Raw genomic sequence first — 17,571 nt, forward strand, 5'->3', positions numbered from 1 at the left:
CGCGCTAGGGGGAGCGACAAGGTGGCGAAGATGCGTTCAACGTCGCCCTGAACAGCATTCCCCTCCTCCATCTGATTACACCGGCAAGAGGGCGTTCGGCTTGACATCGGCGATGGAGGCGAAAGTGTGCGTTTCGCGCACGCCGGGCAGAGGCAGGATGACCCGCTGCAGGAAATCCTGGAACACCGCCATTTCAGCGATCCGCGCCTTGACCAGATAATCGAAACCGCCAACCACCATATGGCACTCCAGAACCTCCGGAGCTTTCGCCACGGCTTCGGCGAAGCGGTCAAAGACATGCGGCGCCGTGTGGTCAAGCCTGACCTCGATGAACACCAGCGTTCCCCTGCCGACCTTGCGCGGATCGAGCATAGCCCTGACCGCGGTGATGAACCCGTCGCGGAACAGGCGCTTCACCCGCTGGCTGGTTCCGGTCGGCGACAGCCCGACACGCCCGGCAAGATCAAGCGTCGTCCGGCGCCCATCCTCCTGCAGCAGCCGGAGCAGGCTGCGGTCTATCTGGTCGAGATCGTCCATTCACAATCCACTCTATCTCAGGGATTTGTGTGCTTAATTCACGCACAGATGCCAAAATCAACGTATTTCATCACATAAAACCTCGCAATAGCCTGCGCTTCCCTCACCCACTCAAAGCAGATGTGGTGAGCCGATTTCGACGAACACAGGAGTGCAGGATGACCAAGGAAGCGTGCAGCCCAGCCGGCAAGAGTGCGGCGGAAATCAGCAAGGGAGCGACCGAGATCCTGGTGCTGAGCGAAGCCGACGTGATGGCGTGCATCGACCTCAGCCAGCTTCTCGACGTTCTGGAAGACGGCTTCAAGGCGCTGTCACAAGGTAAGGTCGTCAATCCACCCCGACCACAGCTCGACATCCCCGGAGCCGGCTACAGCCTCGCCATGCCGGCCTGGATGGAGGACATGAACCTGACCGTCAAGATCGTCAATGTCTTCGAAGGCAACCTGGCCAAGAACCTGCCCAGCCATCTCGCCACCATCAGCCTGTTCGATCCGCTGTCCGGCCTGCCGGTCTGCATCATGGACGGCACCTTCATAACCGCGGTGCGAACCTCCGGCTCCGCCGTGCTGTCGGTGCGCGCGCTTGCCCGCCGGGATGCCAGGATAGCGACAGTGATCGGCGCCGGCGTGCAGGCCAACCAGCACCTGCATCTGTTGCCGCTGGTGCGCGACTTTGCCGAAATCCGGGTCGCTTCGAAGAGCTTCGCCGATGCGGCAGCGCTTGCCCGGCTGCATCCGTCGGTGGTGGCGGTCGCCGACCTCGAGGCGGCAGTGCGCAGTTCGGACGTGGTGTGCCTGGCGACCCACTCCTACCAGCCAGTGATCGACGCAGGCTGGGTCCAGCCGGGCACGCATGTCTCGTCGGTCGGGGTGGCGCCGCCCGGCGGAGAAATGCCGATCGAGCTCATCGGCAAATCCAGTCTTTTTGTCGAAACCAAGGATGCGTTCAAACCGACCCCGGTCGGTTCTTGCGAGCTTGCCGGCTTCGACCCGGATTTCGGCACCGAGCTTGGCGCCATGCTGCTCGACCGCGCGCCGGGTCGCGTTTCGAATCAACAGATCACCACCTACAAGGCGATGGGCATTGCGATGGAAGACATGGTCGCCGCCGACCTCGCCTATCGTTGCGCCAAGCGTCTGCGCAAGGGAAAGCTCATCGTGCTGTAGGCGCGTGCCGCGAGCCAGGCGGGTTCGACGTTGCTGACAATGGCGCTTTCGTGGGAGCGTTGGGGCTAAAGGCCGGCCCCTCAGGCCGGCTCGCGCTTCAGCGCCTGTGCCATGCAGTGGATGCCGCCGCCGGTCTTCGAGATCTCGCTCATATCGATGGCCGCGACCTCGAAGCCGCGTGCCTTGAGCTGGCCGATCAGCGCCTGGCTGGACGTCGGCGCGATCACCCTGTCCTTGCCCAGCGACATGAAGTTGCAGCCGAGCGCCATCGTGTCCTGGAACGGCACGTCGATAATCTCGTGGCCCTTGCCCTTCAGCCAGTCGACGATGCCCGGCTCCGTGCAGGCGAGGCAGACGGCGGTCAGCTTCTCGGCGATCGGCACCACCATCAGGTCGATATGGACGTAATATTCGTCGATGAACGCGATGCGGGTCTCCCAGCCCTCCTTGTCGAACCAGGCCTGGACCTGGCGGGCGCCCTCCTCCTGCGTGCGGGCGCCGCCGCAGCCGATCAGCACCACGCCGTCCTCGATGACGTTGAAGTCGCCGCCCTCGAATGTGCCCGCGGTGACCATGTCATAGATCGGGATGCCGAGCTTCTCATAGGTGCGGATCGCCGCGTAGTTCTCGCCGCGCCGCCACCAGTTGGCCATCGCGGTGATGATGACGCCATATGGCGTCATCACGCTGGAATCGCGTGAATAGACCTGCATCGGCAGTTCCGGCGTCGGCTCATGCCAGTGGATGTTGACGCCGAAATGCTCGTAGGCGGCGACAAGGTCCTTGTGCTGCGCCTGCGCGATCTGGACATTGCAAGGCGCCTCGCGCAGATGTTTTCGCGATAGCGAACTGGTCGAGAGATGGCGCAGGAAATTGGGCGAGCCGAGCAGCACGTCGGTCAGCACGTCGGTCTCGTTGGCGAAGCCCCAGGCGGTCAGCTTCTTGGTGCCGCCGGCCGGGTTGCGGCGCTGCAGCGAAAACGGCTCGGTGACGATGCGGTCATGGACGGTCATGGGTTCTCCTCGTGAAGGGGCGGCTTGGTTGAGTCATGCGGCTTGGTTGCTCGGTATCCACCAGTCCCGTCCGCGCGGGGTGGTGATGTATTCCGGCCAGCGAAATCCAATTGGCGGCTCGTAGTCGCAGAGCGGCGCGATCCAGTTCGAGCCGCCGATACCGCCGCCGGTGCGGGCGACGAATTCGTCCATCGCCGCGTCGCGCGCGGCCTCGTCTTCCAACAGGCGAAGTGCTGCCAGCGCGACCGTCTTTGCGGCGCAGATGACCATCGGGTCGATGGTGGCAGAAATGCCGCCCAGCGCATTCATCGCCCAGGACGGAAAGGCGTGACCGTTCTCCGAGCGCAATGCCGGGCGAGCGACATAGAACCGCGCCGTCGGCGTATGCCATGACATGTCGGTGTAGTCGTCGGACGTCGAATTCACCTGCGACGGCGCCAGGTCGCGGCGCAGGATCACTTCTGCCTCGCGAGGTTCGATCAGCAGTTCCAGTTCCTCGATGAAAGGCTCCTCGCTCGCCACCCCGCCGGCATTGACCTGGATTTCGCGGGCGATCGCCTTAGCCGTCTCGTCCCAGCGCGGCGGCCCGACCGCCGCCAGCGCGTCGAAGGCAATGCCAGCCATGACGTGATTGGCCAGCCCCGGCCGCGACTTCGACACCCAGTGCCGCTCATAGCGGCAGCCGCTCATCGCAGCGGCGGCTTCCGCATTGCGGTCGAGCATGGCGGTGACCTGCTCTGCCATCGCCAGCGTCGGCACGCGGATCATGTACTGGATCTCGGCCAGCCCGGCCGGCAGATTGTCGGCGGTCGCCTGCCCTGCGGTCAGGATCGCCTCGCTGATCGACCAGCCGCCCTGATGCGGCAGCATGGAATCGCGCAGCGCCTTCGAGGCCATGTACATCATCATGAGCGCGTCGTTGGCGCCGGGCGCCCTAACCGCCGAATGCGCCTGCGGGATGGGCGCTGCGTTGCCTGCCGCCCTCGCCCAATGTTCCGGCTCGTCGCAGATGAAGCGGTAGATCATCGCATAGGCCGCACCGCAATGCGTGTCCCAGCGCGCCGTGTTGCACAGCGGCAGCATGTAAAAAGGATGGAAGGAGATCATGCCCGCCAGCCCATCATAATAGCCCTTCGCGGCATGGATCGGCTTCGATCCCCTCACCTTTTCCGCCGGCTCGCCGGTGAAGCGCAGCGTGCCCGATATGCCGTGGCGCTGCATCGCCGCCTTGGTCGCCAGCAACCCGCCGAGGTTGGCAACGCCAAGCCCGGAATGCGGATCGGTGTGGCCGCCGGCCTGTTCGCCGAGGCCCGGACGCGGTCGCTTCACCGTCGCCGCATCCTGGCAATTGCCAGGCACCGCGTCGTACTCGGCATACATGCCGATTGTCGGGCCGGTCCCGTTGGTCCAGTGGGCGCAGAAGGCGGTCGGCATGCCGCCAGAGCCCTCTTCAACGGTAAAGCCTTCGTGCTTCAGGCGCTCGACATACCAGGCGGCCGACTGGTATTCGCGCCAGGCGGTCTCGCCGAAGTCGAAGATGGTCCGCGTCCACGCCGACAGCGACGGCTGGATGTCGTCCAGACAGGCAAGCGCGGTCGCTTGCGCCGAGGTCACCGGTTTCTCCATGGCGGAAAGAAAGCAGTGAAGCGCCTCGCCAAAAAGTGATATGTTTTCCCGGCTCATGCAAATTCGGTTCACCTCTTGAGAATTCCCTCGACGCAGGCGCTGCGCGCGCTCGACAGTTTTGCCCGCCACGGCAGCGTCTGGCGCGCCGCCGACGAACTGCATCTGACCCGCAGTGCGGTCAGTCATCAATTGCGCCTGCTCGAACGCGATCTCGGCTTCGACCTGCTCGCGCGCATCGGCAAGGGCGTGGCGCTGACGCCACGCGGCCAACGCTATGCCAGCGACGTGCGCAAGGCGCTGACGGTGCTAGGCGACGCGGTGACACGCCATGCCGGCACCGGCATCGGCGGCTCGTTCAGTGTCAGTTGTACGCCGGGTTTCGCCTCGCTGTTCCTGTGCACCCATATCGGCGAGTTCCGGCAGATGTACCCCGATGTCGCACTGCGCATCCTGACGCCGCGGCGCCTCGACGACGTCAGCAATGCCGAGGCCGACGCCTTCATCGCCTTCGGCGTCGGCAACTGGCCGAACCGCGTGGTCGAACCATTGTGCGAAATCTCCTTCACGCCGCTGTGCAGCCCGACGCTGCTCAACAAGATCGGCGGCTTCTCCAAGCCGGCAGACGTGCTGCGCGCCAATCTCCTGCATCTCGGTGACACCGAGGACTGGGCGCGCTGGCTGGCCCTGTCCAAGGTCGAGAACCCCGACCCGGAAGGCGGCATCTTCTTTTCCGACATGAACCTGGTCTTTTCGGCGGCGATTGCCGGCCAGGGCATCGCCATGGGCGACGAGCTGACCAGTCGCCGGGCGCTGAGCGAAGGCCGGCTGGTCCGCCCCTTCGACATAGCGATCAATTCGCCGCGCTCGTATTTTCTGGTCTCCGAGCACGCCAAGGCAGCGCATCCGGTGCTGGAGGCGTTTGGGAGATGGCTGAGGTCGAAGCTGTCCGAGAACAAGGAGCGCTAATCTCCCCCCCTCGAGGGGGAGATGTCGCCGAAGGCGACAGAGGGGGTCGCCGCGCGTGAAGCGCCAACCTCCAGCAGCAGGCCGAGTTCAGTCGGACCGACCCCCTCTGGCCGCTTCGCGGCCATCTCCTCTCGTGGGGGTTGGCGCATAGATGAATCAAATTTGCCGGTCAGGCGAAAACTATTCGGTTGCGGTGAGCTGCCGCCCTGCCTACGATTTCGCCTACGCTAAGGAAAGGGCAGGATGCAGCAACCCGGCCGGGCCGCAGAGATCAAGGCAATCGGGATCGGCAAGAGCTTCGGCTCGTTCCGTGCGCTGGACGATCTGACGCTCGATATCGGCCGTGGCGAGTTCCTCACCCTGCTCGGCCCCTCCGGTTCCGGCAAGACCACCTTCCTGATGATCCTTGCCGGCTTCATTCAGCCGACCGACGGCCGCCTTTACAGCGACGGCGTCGACATCACCGAGCGGCCGGCCGAGCAGCGCGCCGCCGGCATGGTTTTCCAAGGCTACGCACTGTTCCCGCATATGAGCGTCGAGGCCAACATCGCCTTCCCGCTCAAGGTGCGCAAGAAACCGGCGGCCGAGATCAAACGCCACGTCGGCGAAATGATCGAGCGCGTCGGGCTCAAGGGCCACGAGAAGAAACTACCGTCGCAATTGTCCGGCGGCCAGCAGCAGCGCGTGGCGCTGGCGCGTGCGCTGGTGTTCGAGCCGGGCGTGCTTTTGCTCGACGAGCCGTTTTCGGCGCTCGACAAGGGCCTGCGCGGCCAGATGCAGGCCGAGATGAAGCGGCTGCACCAGGAGACCGGCACCACCTTCGTCTTCGTCACCCATGACCAGAGCGAGGCGCTGGCGTTGTCGTCGCGCGTCGCCATCTTCAATCATGGCAAACTGCTGCAGGTCGGCGCACCGGACGAGGTCTACGACCGGCCGGACAACCGCTTCGTCGCCGAGTTCCTGGGCGAGATCAACATGCTGCCGCTGAAGGGCGTGCGCCCGGCCGACAATGGCTCGACGGGCCTCTGCGAAGACCGCGCGATCAGCATGCGCTGCAAGGCCGAGAAGGTCCGTGGAGACGCCATCCTGGCGATCCGGCCAGAATACATGTCGATCGCCCGCGAAGCCGCCGTTGGCGAAAACGGTATTGCCGCGACTGCCGTCGCCTCGACCTATCTCGGCGCTGCGACGCGGCTCGATCTGACGACGCGCCAAGGCGCCAAGGTGACGGTCTCGGTACCGAACGAGGTTGCCGCTTCCGCGCTCAGCAAGGGCAATTCCGTGTGGCTGACCTGGCCGGCGGAGAAAGGCTTCCTCCTTCCGGACGGAGGACAATGACGATCGGCGAGGCGAATTCGCCACGCTGACTTTCAGGAAATATCAACGACAAAAAAGGGGAACTGACATGACAAACCAAACCAAGAAACATTCCATCGAGGCGCTGTCCGCCAGGGCCGTGCGCGGAGAGATCTCGCGCCGGCAGTTCACGCAGCTGGCCGCGCTGGTGCTGGCCGGCACGCCGATGCTGCTGCGCTCGACCGGCGCCTTTGCCGCGGCGAAGGAACTGGTGCTGGTCAACTGGGGCGGCGACGCCATTACCGCCTATGACGCGGCTTACGGCCAGGCCTTCACCAAGGAGACCGGCATTGTCGTCAAGATGGACGGCTCCGGCCCGACGGAGGGTGCGATCGCGGCGCAGTTCAAGAGCGGCGCCCCGACCTGGGACCTGGTCGACGTCGATCCGTTCTCGGCCATCACGCTCGGCGCGCAGGGCATGCTCGAGCCGATCGATTATGCGATCGTCGACAAGAAGAAGATGCGCGAGGGCTTCGGCTGGGAATACGCCGCCTCGACCTATTTCTTCTCCTACGTCATCGCCTACGATGCCGAGAAGTACGGCAGCCAGGCACCGACCGGCATGGCCGATTTCTTCGACGTGGCAAAATTCCCCGGCAAGCGCTCGCTCTACAAATGGGGCGTGTCGAGCTGGGAAGCGGCACTGCTTGCCGACGGCATCGCACCGGCATCGCTCTATCCGCTCGACCTCAAGCGCGCGCATGACAAGATCGCCGCCTTCAAGGAGAACGTCGTCGCCTATTGGGGTGGCGGCGCCGAAAGCCAAAGCGTGCTGCTCAATGGCGAGGCCTCGATGGCGATCGTCTGGTCGACCCGGGCTTCGCTGATCGAGCAGGATTCCGGCGGCAAGATCAAGTTCATCTGGGACCAGGGTCTGATCTCGCCCGGCGCGCTCGCCGTGCTCAAGGGCAATCCCGGCGGCAAGGACGCGGCGATGAAGTTCATTGCCAGCACCCAGGACCCGGAGAAGGAACTCATCATGTTCGACAAGCTCGGCCAGGGTCCGGCCAACCCGGCCGCCGACGCGCTGATCCCCGCCGACAAGAAGCGCATCAACCCCGTCGATCCCGAGAACATGAAAAAGCAGATCCCGCTCGACATGGATTGGTACGCCAAGAACTACGGGGCGGCACTCGACGAATACACGAAGATCATCTCCGCCTGACAAGCCGGGATAACCGGATGAGAGCATACCTCTCCGACAGGATGGGCGCGGCGCTGTTGATGGCGCCGCTGCTCCTCTTTCTTGTGCTGGCTTATGCCTGGCCATTCCTCGGCGTGGTCAAATGGAGTTTTACCCTGCCCACGCCGGGGCTGGGGCAGTACAATGCGCTGCTCACGGATCAGTTGGTGCAGTCGGTCTTCATCCGCACGCTGCGTATCGCGGCGATCGTGACGATCGTTTCGGTTGCCGCCGCCTACGCCATCACCGTTGTCTGGGTGCGCGGCACACCGGTGCAGCGCGTCGTGGCCGAGTTCTGCATCCTGGTGCCGTTCTGGATCTCGGTGCTGACGCGCGCCTTCGGCTGGGTGGCGCTTTTGTCCAATCGCGGCCTGATCAACACCTGGCTGCAGGCGGTCGGCTTCATCTCGGAGCCGCTGGCGCTGGTGCGCAACGAGTTCGGCGTCATCGTCGGCATGACGCATTTCCTCATCCCCTTCGCCGTGTTTCCGCTGGCCTCTTCGATGCGCAGTCTCGACGACCGCGTGCTGCTGGCGGCGCGCGGCCTCGGCTCCAGCCGCATGCGCACCTTCTGGTCGGTGTTCGTGCCGATGACCCGCTCCGGCATCATCGGCTCGGCGCTCATCGTCTTCGTCTTTTCGCTCGGCTTCTTCGTCACGCCGGCGATCCTCGGCGGCGGTCGTAGCGTGATGATCGCCGAGTTGATCTATCTCCGCATCTTCCAGAGCCCGGACTGGGGCCTGGGCGCTGCGATCAGCGTGGTGCTGGTGCTGTTCGTCGGCGCGCTGATGGCGCTGCTGTTCCGCTATATCAGACCAAAGCAGTTGGTGTAGCGCGATGCCGACCTATCGCCCCGGTCCCGTCTCGCTGGTCCTCGCCGCCCTGGTCGCGCTGTTCCTGCTGCTGCCGCTGCTCGCCGTCATTCCGGTGTCGCTGACGCCGAGCCGCATGCTGGCGATGCCGTCGGGCGAATTGTCGCTGCGCCACTACCGGGCGCTGATCGAGGATCTGCGCTGGATCAACTCGATCCTGCTCTCGATCAGGATCGGCGTCGTCAGCAGCGCCTTTTCCACCGTGCTCGCGCTCTGCTTCAGCCTCGGCGTCTGGATGTTCCAGCCGCGCTTCACCGCAGCATTGGTCGGCTTCGTGCTGCTGCCGATGGTGGTACCGCCGGTGGTCTCGGCGATCACTCTCTACTTCCTGCTGACCTCGATCTCGGGTTTCTCGTCGTTCTTCGGCTACGACACCTGGCTGGGTGTCGCCATGGCGCACGCGGTGATGACGGTGCCCTTCGCCACGGTGCTGATATTGGTGTCGCTCAGCCAGCTCGACCGCCGCATCGACCTTGCCGCGCGCGGCCTCGGCGCCACCGTGTGGGAGCGCGCCACCCGCATCATCATGCCCAACATCAAGTTCGGCATCGTCACCGCGGCGTTGTTGTCCTTCGTGCTGTCCTGGGAAGAGATCGGCGTCACCCTGTTCATCACCTCAGTCAACGCCATCACGCTGCCAAGGCTGATGTGGATGGGCCTGCGCGACAATATCGACCCGGCGATCGCCGCACTCTCGGTGATCCTGATCGTCATCACGGTGCTGGTGCTTGTGGCGCGCAGCGTCGTGGTCAGACTGCGCGCGGCGCAGTAAACGCCACCTCTCGCCGTGGTGACTGATGGCGCGAATGAAACCTTGCGCCACGATTTTCGTTATAGGTAGTTCAACACGTCGAAGGCTCCGCCATGAATCAAGGATGGTTTTCCAAGCCGGTTGCGGTTGCGGTCGGCATCGTGGGAGATATCCGCAACATTTCCAACGCACGGCAGGCTGTCGAATTGCTGGAAGCCCACTGGCGCGACGCCGGCAGCGCCAAACACGGCTTGGCACTGCGCACATGCCGTCGCGCCATGAGCGACGACCGCTGGGCCGAAGCCGCCAGGGACGCGTTCGTCGAGGCCGCGCGGGAAGCGCATGTCCTGGTCGAGCGAGCCGTTGAGCCGCAGGGCCGATCCCGACAGCAGGGGCCGTGATCGATTTGTGAGCCTCGGTGGTTCGGCCGATCTATTGCATCTCAGGCAGCATGCAGCCTTGGAATGGCGCTGACGTCAACCTCGCGTTCCGCGTGCCACGCATCATAGGCGGCCTGCATCCTGAGCCAGATCGCGGCGCCGTCGCCGAACATCTTTCCAAGGCGCGCCGCGACAGCCGGCGACACCGGCTTCTTTTCGCGGATAATATCGTAACGCTGCTGGCGCGAGATTCCGAGCAGATTGGCGATTTCCACCTTGGTCTTTCCGGTTGCCGGCATAATGTCGTCGAGCAGCGCCCCAGGGTGGGATGGGCAGCGCTCCATCGGACGCATCGGCTTATAACAGGTCATGGCCTGGTTATCCTTCGGTTGGGTCGCCACGTGCCATAGTGATATTGTTCGAAATCTACCCGGGTTGCCAGACCTCCCGAAAACCTGGCGGAGCTGTGTCACAGTGCCGCTATCCGCTAACCCATGGCGTGGCGGATTCTCTTGGACAGGCGGCTCAAAAATGCCGGCCTCGACGACGCATCAAGCTTCCACGACAGCACCGCCGTTGCCATTTTCCGCGGCAACACCCCGACCGACAGGAACCAGGCGGCAAGGATTGCGCGCCGCCGCAGGGATGCGGTCATTTCGAGGCTGGCGACGGCGCCGGCCGCCCCGAGCGCCAGCCGGGAATCGTCGGCCACGGGGTGTCGGTCTCTGTCGGCGCAGAGCGACGCCAGCCGCTCTTCCAGGTGGACCGGATCGTGGCGGACGGCATCCGACGGCACGATGGTCAGGCCGATCCCGGAGGCCTGGTCCGACAGTGCCTGCATGCGGCGGAAATCGTGGGTTACCCGCCAGCGTGCCCGCTCGGCGAGCTTTTCGCCGAAGACCGAATGGTTGGCGCCGTGGATCCGGTAGGCGCCGAGGCATTCGTCGATGGATTGGACGTGCCCGTACATCGGCGCCAGCGTGGCAAGATAGCCGTCAGCGCCCTGGCGGAACTCCGGCTCCGGTATGGGCATGATCGACTCCAGCGTTGCGCGGTCAAAGGCCAGCCCGCTGGTCACGGTGGTCTGGTAGCGGCCCTTGTGCAGGAGTTTCGGCATGACATCGCCGCTGTCGAAAGGCAGTTCGGGCGGCGGAAAGACATCCTTGATGCGTTGCCCTTCGTCGACGATATGCAGTCTGGACTGGACCTGGGCGGTTGCCTCGTCCCAGGTGTCGACGATGGTGGAGACGGCGGTCGGATAAAGATAATCGTCGGCGTCGAGGAACAGGACGATCTTGCCCGAGCTCGCTGCAAAGCCAGTGTTGAATGCCGCGGCGTGTCCGCCATTTTGCGCTCGCGGACATGCGAGGATCTCGTCGCGATACGATTCCATGATTGTCGTGGAATTGTCCTGCGATGCATCGTCGACAACGATGACTTCGACATCCGCGTAGTCCTGCTCGAGGGCGCTGTCGATGCTGCGTTTGAGGAACCGCGCGTAGTTGTAGTTCGGGATGATGATGGATACCGGAATTCTCGGGACAGTCTGCATCGCGTTTGACCTCGCATCTTGCTTTGGTTCGGCAAAGGCCCGCTCATGGGCCTGCCCCCCTCTTCAAGCGCCCTCTTGGCGCGCAACGAGTTCCCTGGGAGAAAGCCTGCGCTTTCTATCAGGAGACGGGTCACGTTTCGCTTTGCGACTTCGTACTGAGGCCGCCATTGCCTTCGAGGGCTGCTGCCATGGTCAGGGGTCGGCGGCAGCAAAAGCCCAGACGGTTCGGCCAAGGTGATGTCGCAACCGAGCCCGACGGAAATGTCTCGCCTCGCGATCAGGTCGGGAGCGAAGCGGACGGGTGCCCTGAAGGCATGGCGGATACTGGCCTTCAAATGCGGCTGGAACAAGCCCCGCGTCGAAAACAGGGCCACTTCAGGTTGTGTTTCAGGCGGCATGCCGCGACCGCCGGTGCTTTGCCCCAGAGCCGGCGAACCGCCTCCGGGGCTTATAGTCACGTGGCCTGGACAGTCAGGCGGCCTGCAAACCCGGCAGCGACAGGTCGACTTCCTCCGGCAAGTCGCCGGCCATGGCGGCGGCAAACTTCGTCTGGTCGAGTTCTCCCTCCCAGCGTGCCACCACCACTGTCGCCACCGCATTGCCGATGAAGTTGGTCAGCGCCCGGCATTCCGACATGAAGCGGTCGACGCCGAGGATCAGCGCCATGCCGGCGACCGGCACGGTGGGGACGACCGAAAGCGTTGCCGCCAGCGTGATGAAGCCGGCGCCGGTGATGCCGGCGGCACCCTTGGAGCTCAGCATGGCGACGGCGAGCAACAGGATCTGGTCGCCGTAGGTGAGTGGCGTGTCGGTCGCCTGCGCGATGAACAGCGCCGCCAGCGTCATGTAGATGTTGGTGCCGTCCAGATTGAAGGAATAGCCGGTCGGGATGACCAGGCCGACCACCGAGCGGTTGCAGCCGGCGCGCTCCATCTTGGCCATGAGGCCCGGCAGTGCCGCTTCCGAGGACGAGGTGCCGAGCACCAGCAGCAGCTCTTCCTTGATGTAGCGGATCAGCGCCAGGATCGAGAAGCCGTTGTAGCGGGCAACCGCGCCGAGCACCACCAGCACGAACAGCAGCGCGGTCAGGTAGAATGTGCCGATCAGCATGGCGAGGTTGGCGATCGAGCCGATGCCGTATTTGCCGATGGTGAAGGCCATGGCGCCAAAGGCGCCGATCGGTGCGGCCTTCATCAGGATGGCGACGAGGCGAAAGATCGGCGTGGTCAGCGCCTGCAGGAAATCGACGACCGGACGGCCGCGATCGCCGACCAGTGCCAGGGCGACACCGAACAGCACCGAGAAGAACAACACCTGCAGGATGTCGCCCTGCGCGAAGGCGCCGGTGATGGTGTCGGGGATGATGTTCATCAGGAAGCCGACGATGGTTGTGTCGTGCGCCTTCTCGGCATAGGCCGTCACCTTGGTGGTATCGAGCGTGGCCGGATTGATGTGCATGCCGGCGCCGGGCTGGACGACATTGGAGACGACCAGGCCGACGACAAGCGCCAGCGTCGAGAACACCAGGAAATAGATCATCGCCTTGCCGGCGACGCGGCCGACCTTCTGCAGGTCGGAAACACCGGCGATGCCGGTCGCCACCGTCAGGAAGATCACCGGCGCGATCACCATCTTCACCAGCTTGATGAAGGCATCGCCGAACGGCTTCATCGCCTCGCCGGTTTCCGGATAGAAATGGCCGAGCAGCACACCGGCGGCGATCGCCGCCAGCACCTGCACATAAAGATGCCGGTATAAGGGAAGTTTGCCGCGCGGCTCGGCGGCAGCGATTGCTGTCTGCATGACGTCCTCCATGGCGCCCCGATCGAAAGCTCGACTCCCCGGGGCAGTTGTTTTGACCAGCAGCCTCGCGACTGCTGAATTCGTGTTTGCAACAGCCGTGCCAGATACGCAGAAGAGCTTTTCATCATTGATTTTGTTGAGCATTCGCAAACGTCCGCACTGCTGGACACACAGACAAGTGCGAATCTCCGCATAGGTCGAATTGTGTTTTGTGCGAGTTCATGCACAAATGGGCGATGCTGCAACGCCCCGCCGGTGCCTTGTCTTCGACGCCCGAGCAACTCGCCAGGCGGGCGCGCCGAGCCTGGCTGCTGTTTACGGCCGTCGCCCTGCTGATCCTCACCGCAACGCTCTACGGCGCCAGCCTCTACGGCCGCACCGCCGAGGTCGGGACCCTGGCGGCACAGGGGCGTACCGACGCCAATCTGAAGGTCGCGCTGCTGCGCGCCGTGCTCGAAAGCCCGCGCGCCCTGCCGCTGCTTTTGTCCGCGGACCAGCAAGTGCGTGACGCGCTGTCGCAGAAAAATGCCGCGGCAATCGATGTTCTGAACCGCAAGCTCGAGGGGCTGGTCTCCGGCACCAAGGCGTCGGTGCTCTATGTCGTCGGCACCGACGGACTGGCGATCGCCTCCAGCAACTGGCGCGAGCCGATCAGCTTCGTCGGCAATGACTACCGTTTTCGCGATTATTTCTCCGGCGCGATGCAGGCCGGAACCGCCGAGTATTTTGCGCTCGGTAATGTCAGCAAGCGTCCCGGCCTCTACATTTCGCGGCGCGTCGGCGATGCTGCCGCACCGCTCGGCGTCGTCGTCGTCAAGATGGAGTTCGACCAGCTCGAAGCCGACTGGCGCGAGGCCAACCGCCCGGCCTATGTCAGCGACGAGAACGGCGTCGTGCTGATCACCAGCGTGCCGTCCTGGCGCTTCATGACAACCGTGCCGCTGGCCGCACCTGAGCAAGCCGCAATCCGCGACAGCCAACAGTTCGGCGACGCGCCGCTGGTTCCGCTGCCGATCATGCACCGGCAGGCGCTCAGCCCGGATGTGTCGATCGTCCACGCGGTGACGCCCGGCGGCAGTGAGGCGGAGTATCTCAGCCTTTCCACGCCGGTCCCTTCGACCCCATGGCAGCTCGACTATCTGATCCCGGCCGAAGCGCCGATCGCCGCTGCCGTCCGCGAAATGCGGCTTCTAGCACTGGGTGCCGTCGTCCCGCTGCTCGGCCTGGCCGCGTATCTGTTGTGGCGGCGGCAGTCGGCGCAGATGCGGATTGCCGCCGAACAGGCGGCGCGCACCGAACTCGAACGCCGCGTCGTCGAACGCACCGAGGATCTGAGCCAAGCCCGCGACCGGCTGCAGGCCGAGATAGCAGGCCACCGCAGCACCGAAGCCAAGCTCCAAATCGTGCAGCAGGATCTGGTCCAGGCCAACCGCCTCGCCATCCTCGGCCAGGTCGCCGCCGGTGTCGCCCATGAGATCAACCAGCCGGTCGCCACCATCCGCGCCTATGCCGACAATGCCCGCACCTTCCTCGACCGCAAGCAGACCGGGCCGGCCGAGGAAAACCTCGGCGCCATTGCAGCACTTACCGAACGCATCGGCTCAATCACCGAGGAGTTGAAGGCATTTGCCCGCAAGGGCCGCACCGCCGCCGAGCCTGTTGAATTACGTGGTGTTGTCGAGGGCGCGGTCATGCTGTTGAGAAGCCGCTTTGCCGGTCGGCTCGACGCATTGGCCATCGACCTGCCGCCGCCGAGCCTCAAAGTCATGGGCAATCGGGTCCGGCTCGAACAGGTGCTGATCAACCTCTTCCAGAACGCGCTCGAAGCACTCGACGGCCGCGACGACGCTTATGTGCAGGTATCGGTCGAGGAGACCGCGGACGGCGTGACGGTCGGCGTGTCCGATAACGGACCTGGCATTCCGCCCGGGATTCTCAAGTCGCTGTTCACGCCGTTCAACACCTCCAAGGAAAAAGGCCTCGGCCTTGGCCTCGTCATCTCGAAGGACATCGTCGCCGATTATGGCGGCCGCATCGAGGTTTCAAGCAACGACAGCGGCACCCGCTTCGCCATCCATCTCATGAAAGCAGCGTAGCCATCATGACGAACGACAATGCCGCGCCGGTCATCTTGATCGACGACGATCGCGATCTCCTCAAGGCCACCGCGCAGACGCTGGAGCTTGCCGGCTTCTCGGTCTCGGCCTTTGCGGTGGCGGCCGAGGCGCTGGCCCGGCTCGACGCCGGTTTTGCCGGCGTCGTGGTGTCGGATATCCGCATGCCTCAGATCGACGGCTTGCAGCTTTTCAACCGCATCCTGCGGCTGGATGCCGACATTCCCGTCATCCTCGTCACCGGGCATGGCGACATCGCCATGGCCGTCAAGGCGATCAAGGACGGCGCCTACGACTTCATCACAAAGCCTTTCGCCGCCGACCGGCTGGTGCAGAGCGTGCGTCGCGCGGCGGAAAAGCGCCGCCTGGTGATGGAGAACCGCGCCTTGCGCGAGGCGGCCGGAGAGGCGCAGGACAGCCTGCCGCTGATCGGCCAGACACCGGCGATGGAAAGGCTGCGCCGCACGCTGCGCCAGATCGCCGACACCGATGTCGACGTGCTGGTGACCGGCGAGACCGGCTCCGGCAAGGAGGTGGTGGCAAGCCTTCTGCATCGCTGGAGCCGCCGCGCCAAGGGCAATTTCGTCGCGCTGAATTGCGGCACGCTGCCGGAGACCGTTATCGAGAGCGAGTTGTTCGGCCATGAGGCCGGGGCCTTCACCGGCGCGCAGAAGAAACGGATCGGCCGCATCGAGCATGCCAGCGGCGGCACGCTGTTCCTCGACGAGATCGAAAGCATGCCGGTCTCGACACAGGTGCAGATGCTGCGCGTCTTGGAAATGCGCGAGGTCACTCCGCTCGGCACCAATGAGGTGCGGCCGGTGGATCTGCGCGTCGTCGCCGCCGCCAAGGTCGACCTCGGCGATCCGCGCCAGCGCGGCGCTTTCCGTGAGGATCTCTACTACCGGCTCAACGTGGTGACGATCTCGATCCCGCCGCTACGCGAGCGCCGCGACGATGTCGCCCTGCTGTTCTTCTATTTCGCCGAGCGCGCCGCCGCCCGCTTCCATCGTCCGGTGCCGGCAGTGCCGGCGACGGTACATCGCCATCTGAGCGACCATGACTGGCCGGGCAATGTGCGCGAACTGGCGCATTTCGCCGAGCGGTTCGTGCTTGGATTGGAGGAAGGCGCCGAAGCACAACCCCCTGCCCCGACTGAATCGAACGCCGCCATGAAGCTGCCGGAGCGGCTGGAGCGCTACGAGGCCGACATCATCCGCGAGGCGCTTGGCCGCAACGAGGGCGATGTCAGGCGCACGATCGAAGCGCTGGGGATTCCGCGCAAGACCTTCTACGACAAGCTCCAGCGCCACGGCATCGTGCGCAGCGATTTTTCCCGATAATCGCCGCCGGGCCGAGAGGCTCGGCTACTTGGCGTCGTGGAAGATGATACCGACGGTGTGGCGCATGCCGGAGCGAAGCCGGCTGACGCCGTGCCTGAGGTTGACGCGGTAATTGCCCCGCGTGCCCTGGACCGGTCGATTGTGGACCGCAAAGGCGACCGCATCGCCCTGGCGCAGCGGCACCACCTCGACGCGGCTTTGCATGCGCGGACGCTGCTCGGTCAGCACGAACTGGCCGCCGGTGAAATCCTTGCCGGGTTCGGACAACAGGATCGCCACCTGCAATGGGAAGGCCAGATCGCCGTAGAGATCCTGGTGCAGGCAGTTGAAGTCGCCGGGAACGTATTGCAGCAGCAGCGGCGTCGGCCGCGTCTGGCCCTGCTCGTGGCATTGCTCGAGGAACGCGGCATGTTCGTCGGGATAGCGCTGGGCGATCCCCATGCGCTCGTTCCAGTCGTTGGCGACCGCAGCCAGGCGCGGATAGAGCGCGGTGCGCAAGCCGCCGATCAAGTCGGGCAAGGGATAGCGGAAATAGCGGTACTCGCCCTTGCCGAAGCCGTGCCGCGCCATGTGGACATGGCTGCGGAAATGGCTCTCGTCCGGATAGAGCCCGGCGATCTGCCGGCACTCCTGCGGCGTCAGCAGCTTTTCCATCACCGCGCAGCCATAGCCGCTCAGCTCGCCGGCGAGTTTCGGCCAATCATAGGCGGCGACGCGCGCCTCCGCCGATTTGATCGCCGCTTTCGCGCCTATCGAATGGATGGTCATGGCTTCGCCTCCTTCTCTACGACCAGAGATGGGTGAGACAGCGCGCGCAGACCACCCGTTTCTTGCCGGGTGAGCTTCGCGGGATGGATATCATCCGATTTCCGATTTCGTTGTCGTGCGCTAAACTTGTTCCACTTCAAC

General features: G+C 64.4%; 16 protein-coding genes. 9 read left to right on the forward strand and 7 right to left on the reverse strand.

The window, feature by feature from the left end:
- Positions 1–75 precede the first annotated feature (75 nt).
- Entirely contained in the window at positions 76–537 is a 462-nt protein-coding gene (locus tag NKG95_RS05440) for an Lrp/AsnC family transcriptional regulator (RefSeq protein WP_023720584.1), read from the reverse strand.
- A 158-nt stretch (positions 538–695) separates the two neighbouring features.
- Here NKG95_RS05440 and NKG95_RS05445 point away from each other — a divergent pair, with 158 nt between their 5' ends.
- Positions 696–1,703 (forward strand): ornithine cyclodeaminase family protein, encoded by a 1,008-nt coding sequence (locus tag NKG95_RS05445; RefSeq protein ID WP_353040141.1) that lies wholly within the window; start codon positions 696–698, stop codon positions 1,701–1,703.
- 80 nt (positions 1,704–1,783) lie between these two features.
- On the opposite strand, the gene NKG95_RS05450 is transcribed toward NKG95_RS05445, so the two are convergent.
- Together NKG95_RS05450 and NKG95_RS05455 are read right to left on the reverse strand one after the other, a co-directional pair.
- The gene (locus NKG95_RS05450; protein ID WP_023720586.1) at positions 1,784–2,716 is read right to left on the reverse strand and encodes a dimethylarginine dimethylaminohydrolase family protein; all 933 of its coding nucleotides are present in this window, start codon (positions 2,714–2,716) and stop codon (positions 1,784–1,786) included.
- A gap of 33 nt (positions 2,717–2,749) precedes the next feature.
- Positions 2,750–4,342: a zinc-binding metallopeptidase family protein gene (locus NKG95_RS05455; RefSeq protein ID WP_353040237.1), complete on the reverse strand. Its 1,593-nt coding sequence runs from the start codon at positions 4,340–4,342 to the stop codon at positions 2,750–2,752.
- Between the two features lie 75 nt (positions 4,343–4,417).
- On the opposite strand from NKG95_RS05455, the gene NKG95_RS05460 reads away from it, so the two are divergent.
- The 6 genes from NKG95_RS05460 to NKG95_RS05485 all read left to right on the forward strand — a co-directional run bounded on the left by NKG95_RS05460 (position 4,418) and on the right by NKG95_RS05485 (position 9,871).
- Positions 4,418–5,308 carry a LysR substrate-binding domain-containing protein gene (locus tag NKG95_RS05460; RefSeq protein ID WP_352641004.1) on the forward strand — a complete coding sequence of 297 codons (891 nt, stop codon included), beginning with the start codon at positions 4,418–4,420 and terminating at the stop codon, positions 5,306–5,308.
- Between the two features lie 243 nt (positions 5,309–5,551).
- Entirely contained in the window at positions 5,552–6,646 is a 1,095-nt protein-coding gene (locus NKG95_RS05465; RefSeq protein ID WP_353040142.1) for an ABC transporter ATP-binding protein, read from the forward strand.
- Positions 6,647–6,713: 67 nt separating this feature from the next.
- Positions 6,714–7,829, forward strand: coding sequence for an ABC transporter substrate-binding protein (locus tag NKG95_RS05470; RefSeq protein ID WP_353040143.1), 1,116 nt, complete (start codon positions 6,714–6,716; stop codon positions 7,827–7,829).
- A gap of 17 nt (positions 7,830–7,846) precedes the next feature.
- Positions 7,847–8,680: an ABC transporter permease gene (locus tag NKG95_RS05475; protein WP_031194462.1), complete on the forward strand. Its 834-nt coding sequence runs from the start codon at positions 7,847–7,849 to the stop codon at positions 8,678–8,680.
- Between the two features lie 4 nt (positions 8,681–8,684).
- Positions 8,685–9,491, forward strand: coding sequence for an ABC transporter permease (locus NKG95_RS05480; RefSeq protein ID WP_353040144.1), 807 nt, complete (start codon positions 8,685–8,687; stop codon positions 9,489–9,491).
- Between the two features lie 92 nt (positions 9,492–9,583).
- Entirely contained in the window at positions 9,584–9,871 is a 288-nt protein-coding gene (locus NKG95_RS05485; protein WP_353040145.1) for a DUF982 domain-containing protein, read from the forward strand.
- Positions 9,872–9,912: 41 nt separating this feature from the next.
- Here NKG95_RS05485 and NKG95_RS05490 read toward each other — a convergent pair whose 3' ends face one another.
- From NKG95_RS05490 to NKG95_RS05500, 3 genes are all read right to left on the reverse strand, one after another.
- Complete coding sequence (locus NKG95_RS05490) at positions 9,913–10,221, reverse strand: HigA family addiction module antitoxin (RefSeq protein WP_353040146.1); 309 nt, start codon at positions 10,219–10,221, stop codon at positions 9,913–9,915.
- A 116-nt stretch (positions 10,222–10,337) separates the two neighbouring features.
- Positions 10,338–11,402, reverse strand: coding sequence for a glycosyltransferase family 2 protein (locus tag NKG95_RS05495; protein WP_352494435.1), 1,065 nt, complete (start codon positions 11,400–11,402; stop codon positions 10,338–10,340).
- A gap of 471 nt (positions 11,403–11,873) precedes the next feature.
- A complete protein-coding gene (locus NKG95_RS05500) occupies positions 11,874–13,205 on the reverse strand; it encodes a dicarboxylate/amino acid:cation symporter (RefSeq protein ID WP_292659748.1) in 1,332 nt (443 codons plus the stop codon).
- Between the two features lie 236 nt (positions 13,206–13,441).
- Here NKG95_RS05500 and NKG95_RS05505 point away from each other — a divergent pair, with 236 nt between their 5' ends.
- A complete protein-coding gene (locus NKG95_RS05505) occupies positions 13,442–15,301 on the forward strand; it encodes a sensor histidine kinase (protein ID WP_353040147.1) in 1,860 nt (619 codons plus the stop codon).
- A gap of 5 nt (positions 15,302–15,306) precedes the next feature.
- Positions 15,307–16,662, forward strand: coding sequence for a sigma-54-dependent transcriptional regulator (locus NKG95_RS05510; RefSeq protein WP_353022377.1), 1,356 nt, complete (start codon positions 15,307–15,309; stop codon positions 16,660–16,662).
- 24 nt (positions 16,663–16,686) lie between these two features.
- Here NKG95_RS05510 and NKG95_RS05515 read toward each other — a convergent pair whose 3' ends face one another.
- Entirely contained in the window at positions 16,687–17,430 is a 744-nt protein-coding gene (locus NKG95_RS05515; protein WP_352641015.1) for a 2OG-Fe(II) oxygenase, read from the reverse strand.
- Between the last annotated feature and the right edge of the window lie 141 nt (positions 17,431–17,571).

The organism is Mesorhizobium sp. M1423 (assembly GCF_040317575.1).
GTDB lineage: Bacteria > Pseudomonadota > Alphaproteobacteria > Rhizobiales > Rhizobiaceae > Mesorhizobium.

Excerpts from the sequence above, each read along its gene's own strand:
- NKG95_RS05440 (WP_023720584.1), bottom strand. The coding sequence starts at position 537 with ATGGACGATCTCGACCAGATAGACCGCAGCCTGCTCCGGCTGCTGCAG.
- NKG95_RS05445 (WP_353040141.1), top strand. The coding sequence starts at position 696 with ATGACCAAGGAAGCGTGCAGCCCAGCCGGCAAGAGTGCGGCGGAAATC.
- NKG95_RS05450 (WP_023720586.1), bottom strand. The coding sequence starts at position 2,716 with ATGACCGTCCATGACCGCATCGTCACCGAGCCGTTTTCGCTGCAGCGC.
- NKG95_RS05455 (WP_353040237.1), bottom strand. The coding sequence starts at position 4,342 with ATGGAGAAACCGGTGACCTCGGCGCAAGCGACCGCGCTTGCCTGTCTG.
- NKG95_RS05465 (WP_353040142.1), top strand. The coding sequence starts at position 5,552 with ATGCAGCAACCCGGCCGGGCCGCAGAGATCAAGGCAATCGGGATCGGC.
- NKG95_RS05470 (WP_353040143.1), top strand. The coding sequence starts at position 6,714 with ATGACAAACCAAACCAAGAAACATTCCATCGAGGCGCTGTCCGCCAGG.
- NKG95_RS05475 (WP_031194462.1), top strand. The coding sequence starts at position 7,847 with ATGAGAGCATACCTCTCCGACAGGATGGGCGCGGCGCTGTTGATGGCG.
- NKG95_RS05480 (WP_353040144.1), top strand. The coding sequence starts at position 8,685 with ATGCCGACCTATCGCCCCGGTCCCGTCTCGCTGGTCCTCGCCGCCCTG.
- NKG95_RS05485 (WP_353040145.1), top strand. The coding sequence starts at position 9,584 with ATGAATCAAGGATGGTTTTCCAAGCCGGTTGCGGTTGCGGTCGGCATC.
- NKG95_RS05490 (WP_353040146.1), bottom strand. The coding sequence starts at position 10,221 with ATGACCTGTTATAAGCCGATGCGTCCGATGGAGCGCTGCCCATCCCAC.
- NKG95_RS05495 (WP_352494435.1), bottom strand. The coding sequence starts at position 11,402 with ATGCAGACTGTCCCGAGAATTCCGGTATCCATCATCATCCCGAACTAC.
- NKG95_RS05500 (WP_292659748.1), bottom strand. The coding sequence starts at position 13,205 with ATGCAGACAGCAATCGCTGCCGCCGAGCCGCGCGGCAAACTTCCCTTA.
- NKG95_RS05505 (WP_353040147.1), top strand. The coding sequence starts at position 13,442 with ATGCTGCAACGCCCCGCCGGTGCCTTGTCTTCGACGCCCGAGCAACTC.
- NKG95_RS05510 (WP_353022377.1), top strand. The coding sequence starts at position 15,307 with ATGACGAACGACAATGCCGCGCCGGTCATCTTGATCGACGACGATCGC.
- NKG95_RS05515 (WP_352641015.1), bottom strand. The coding sequence starts at position 17,430 with ATGACCATCCATTCGATAGGCGCGAAAGCGGCGATCAAATCGGCGGAG.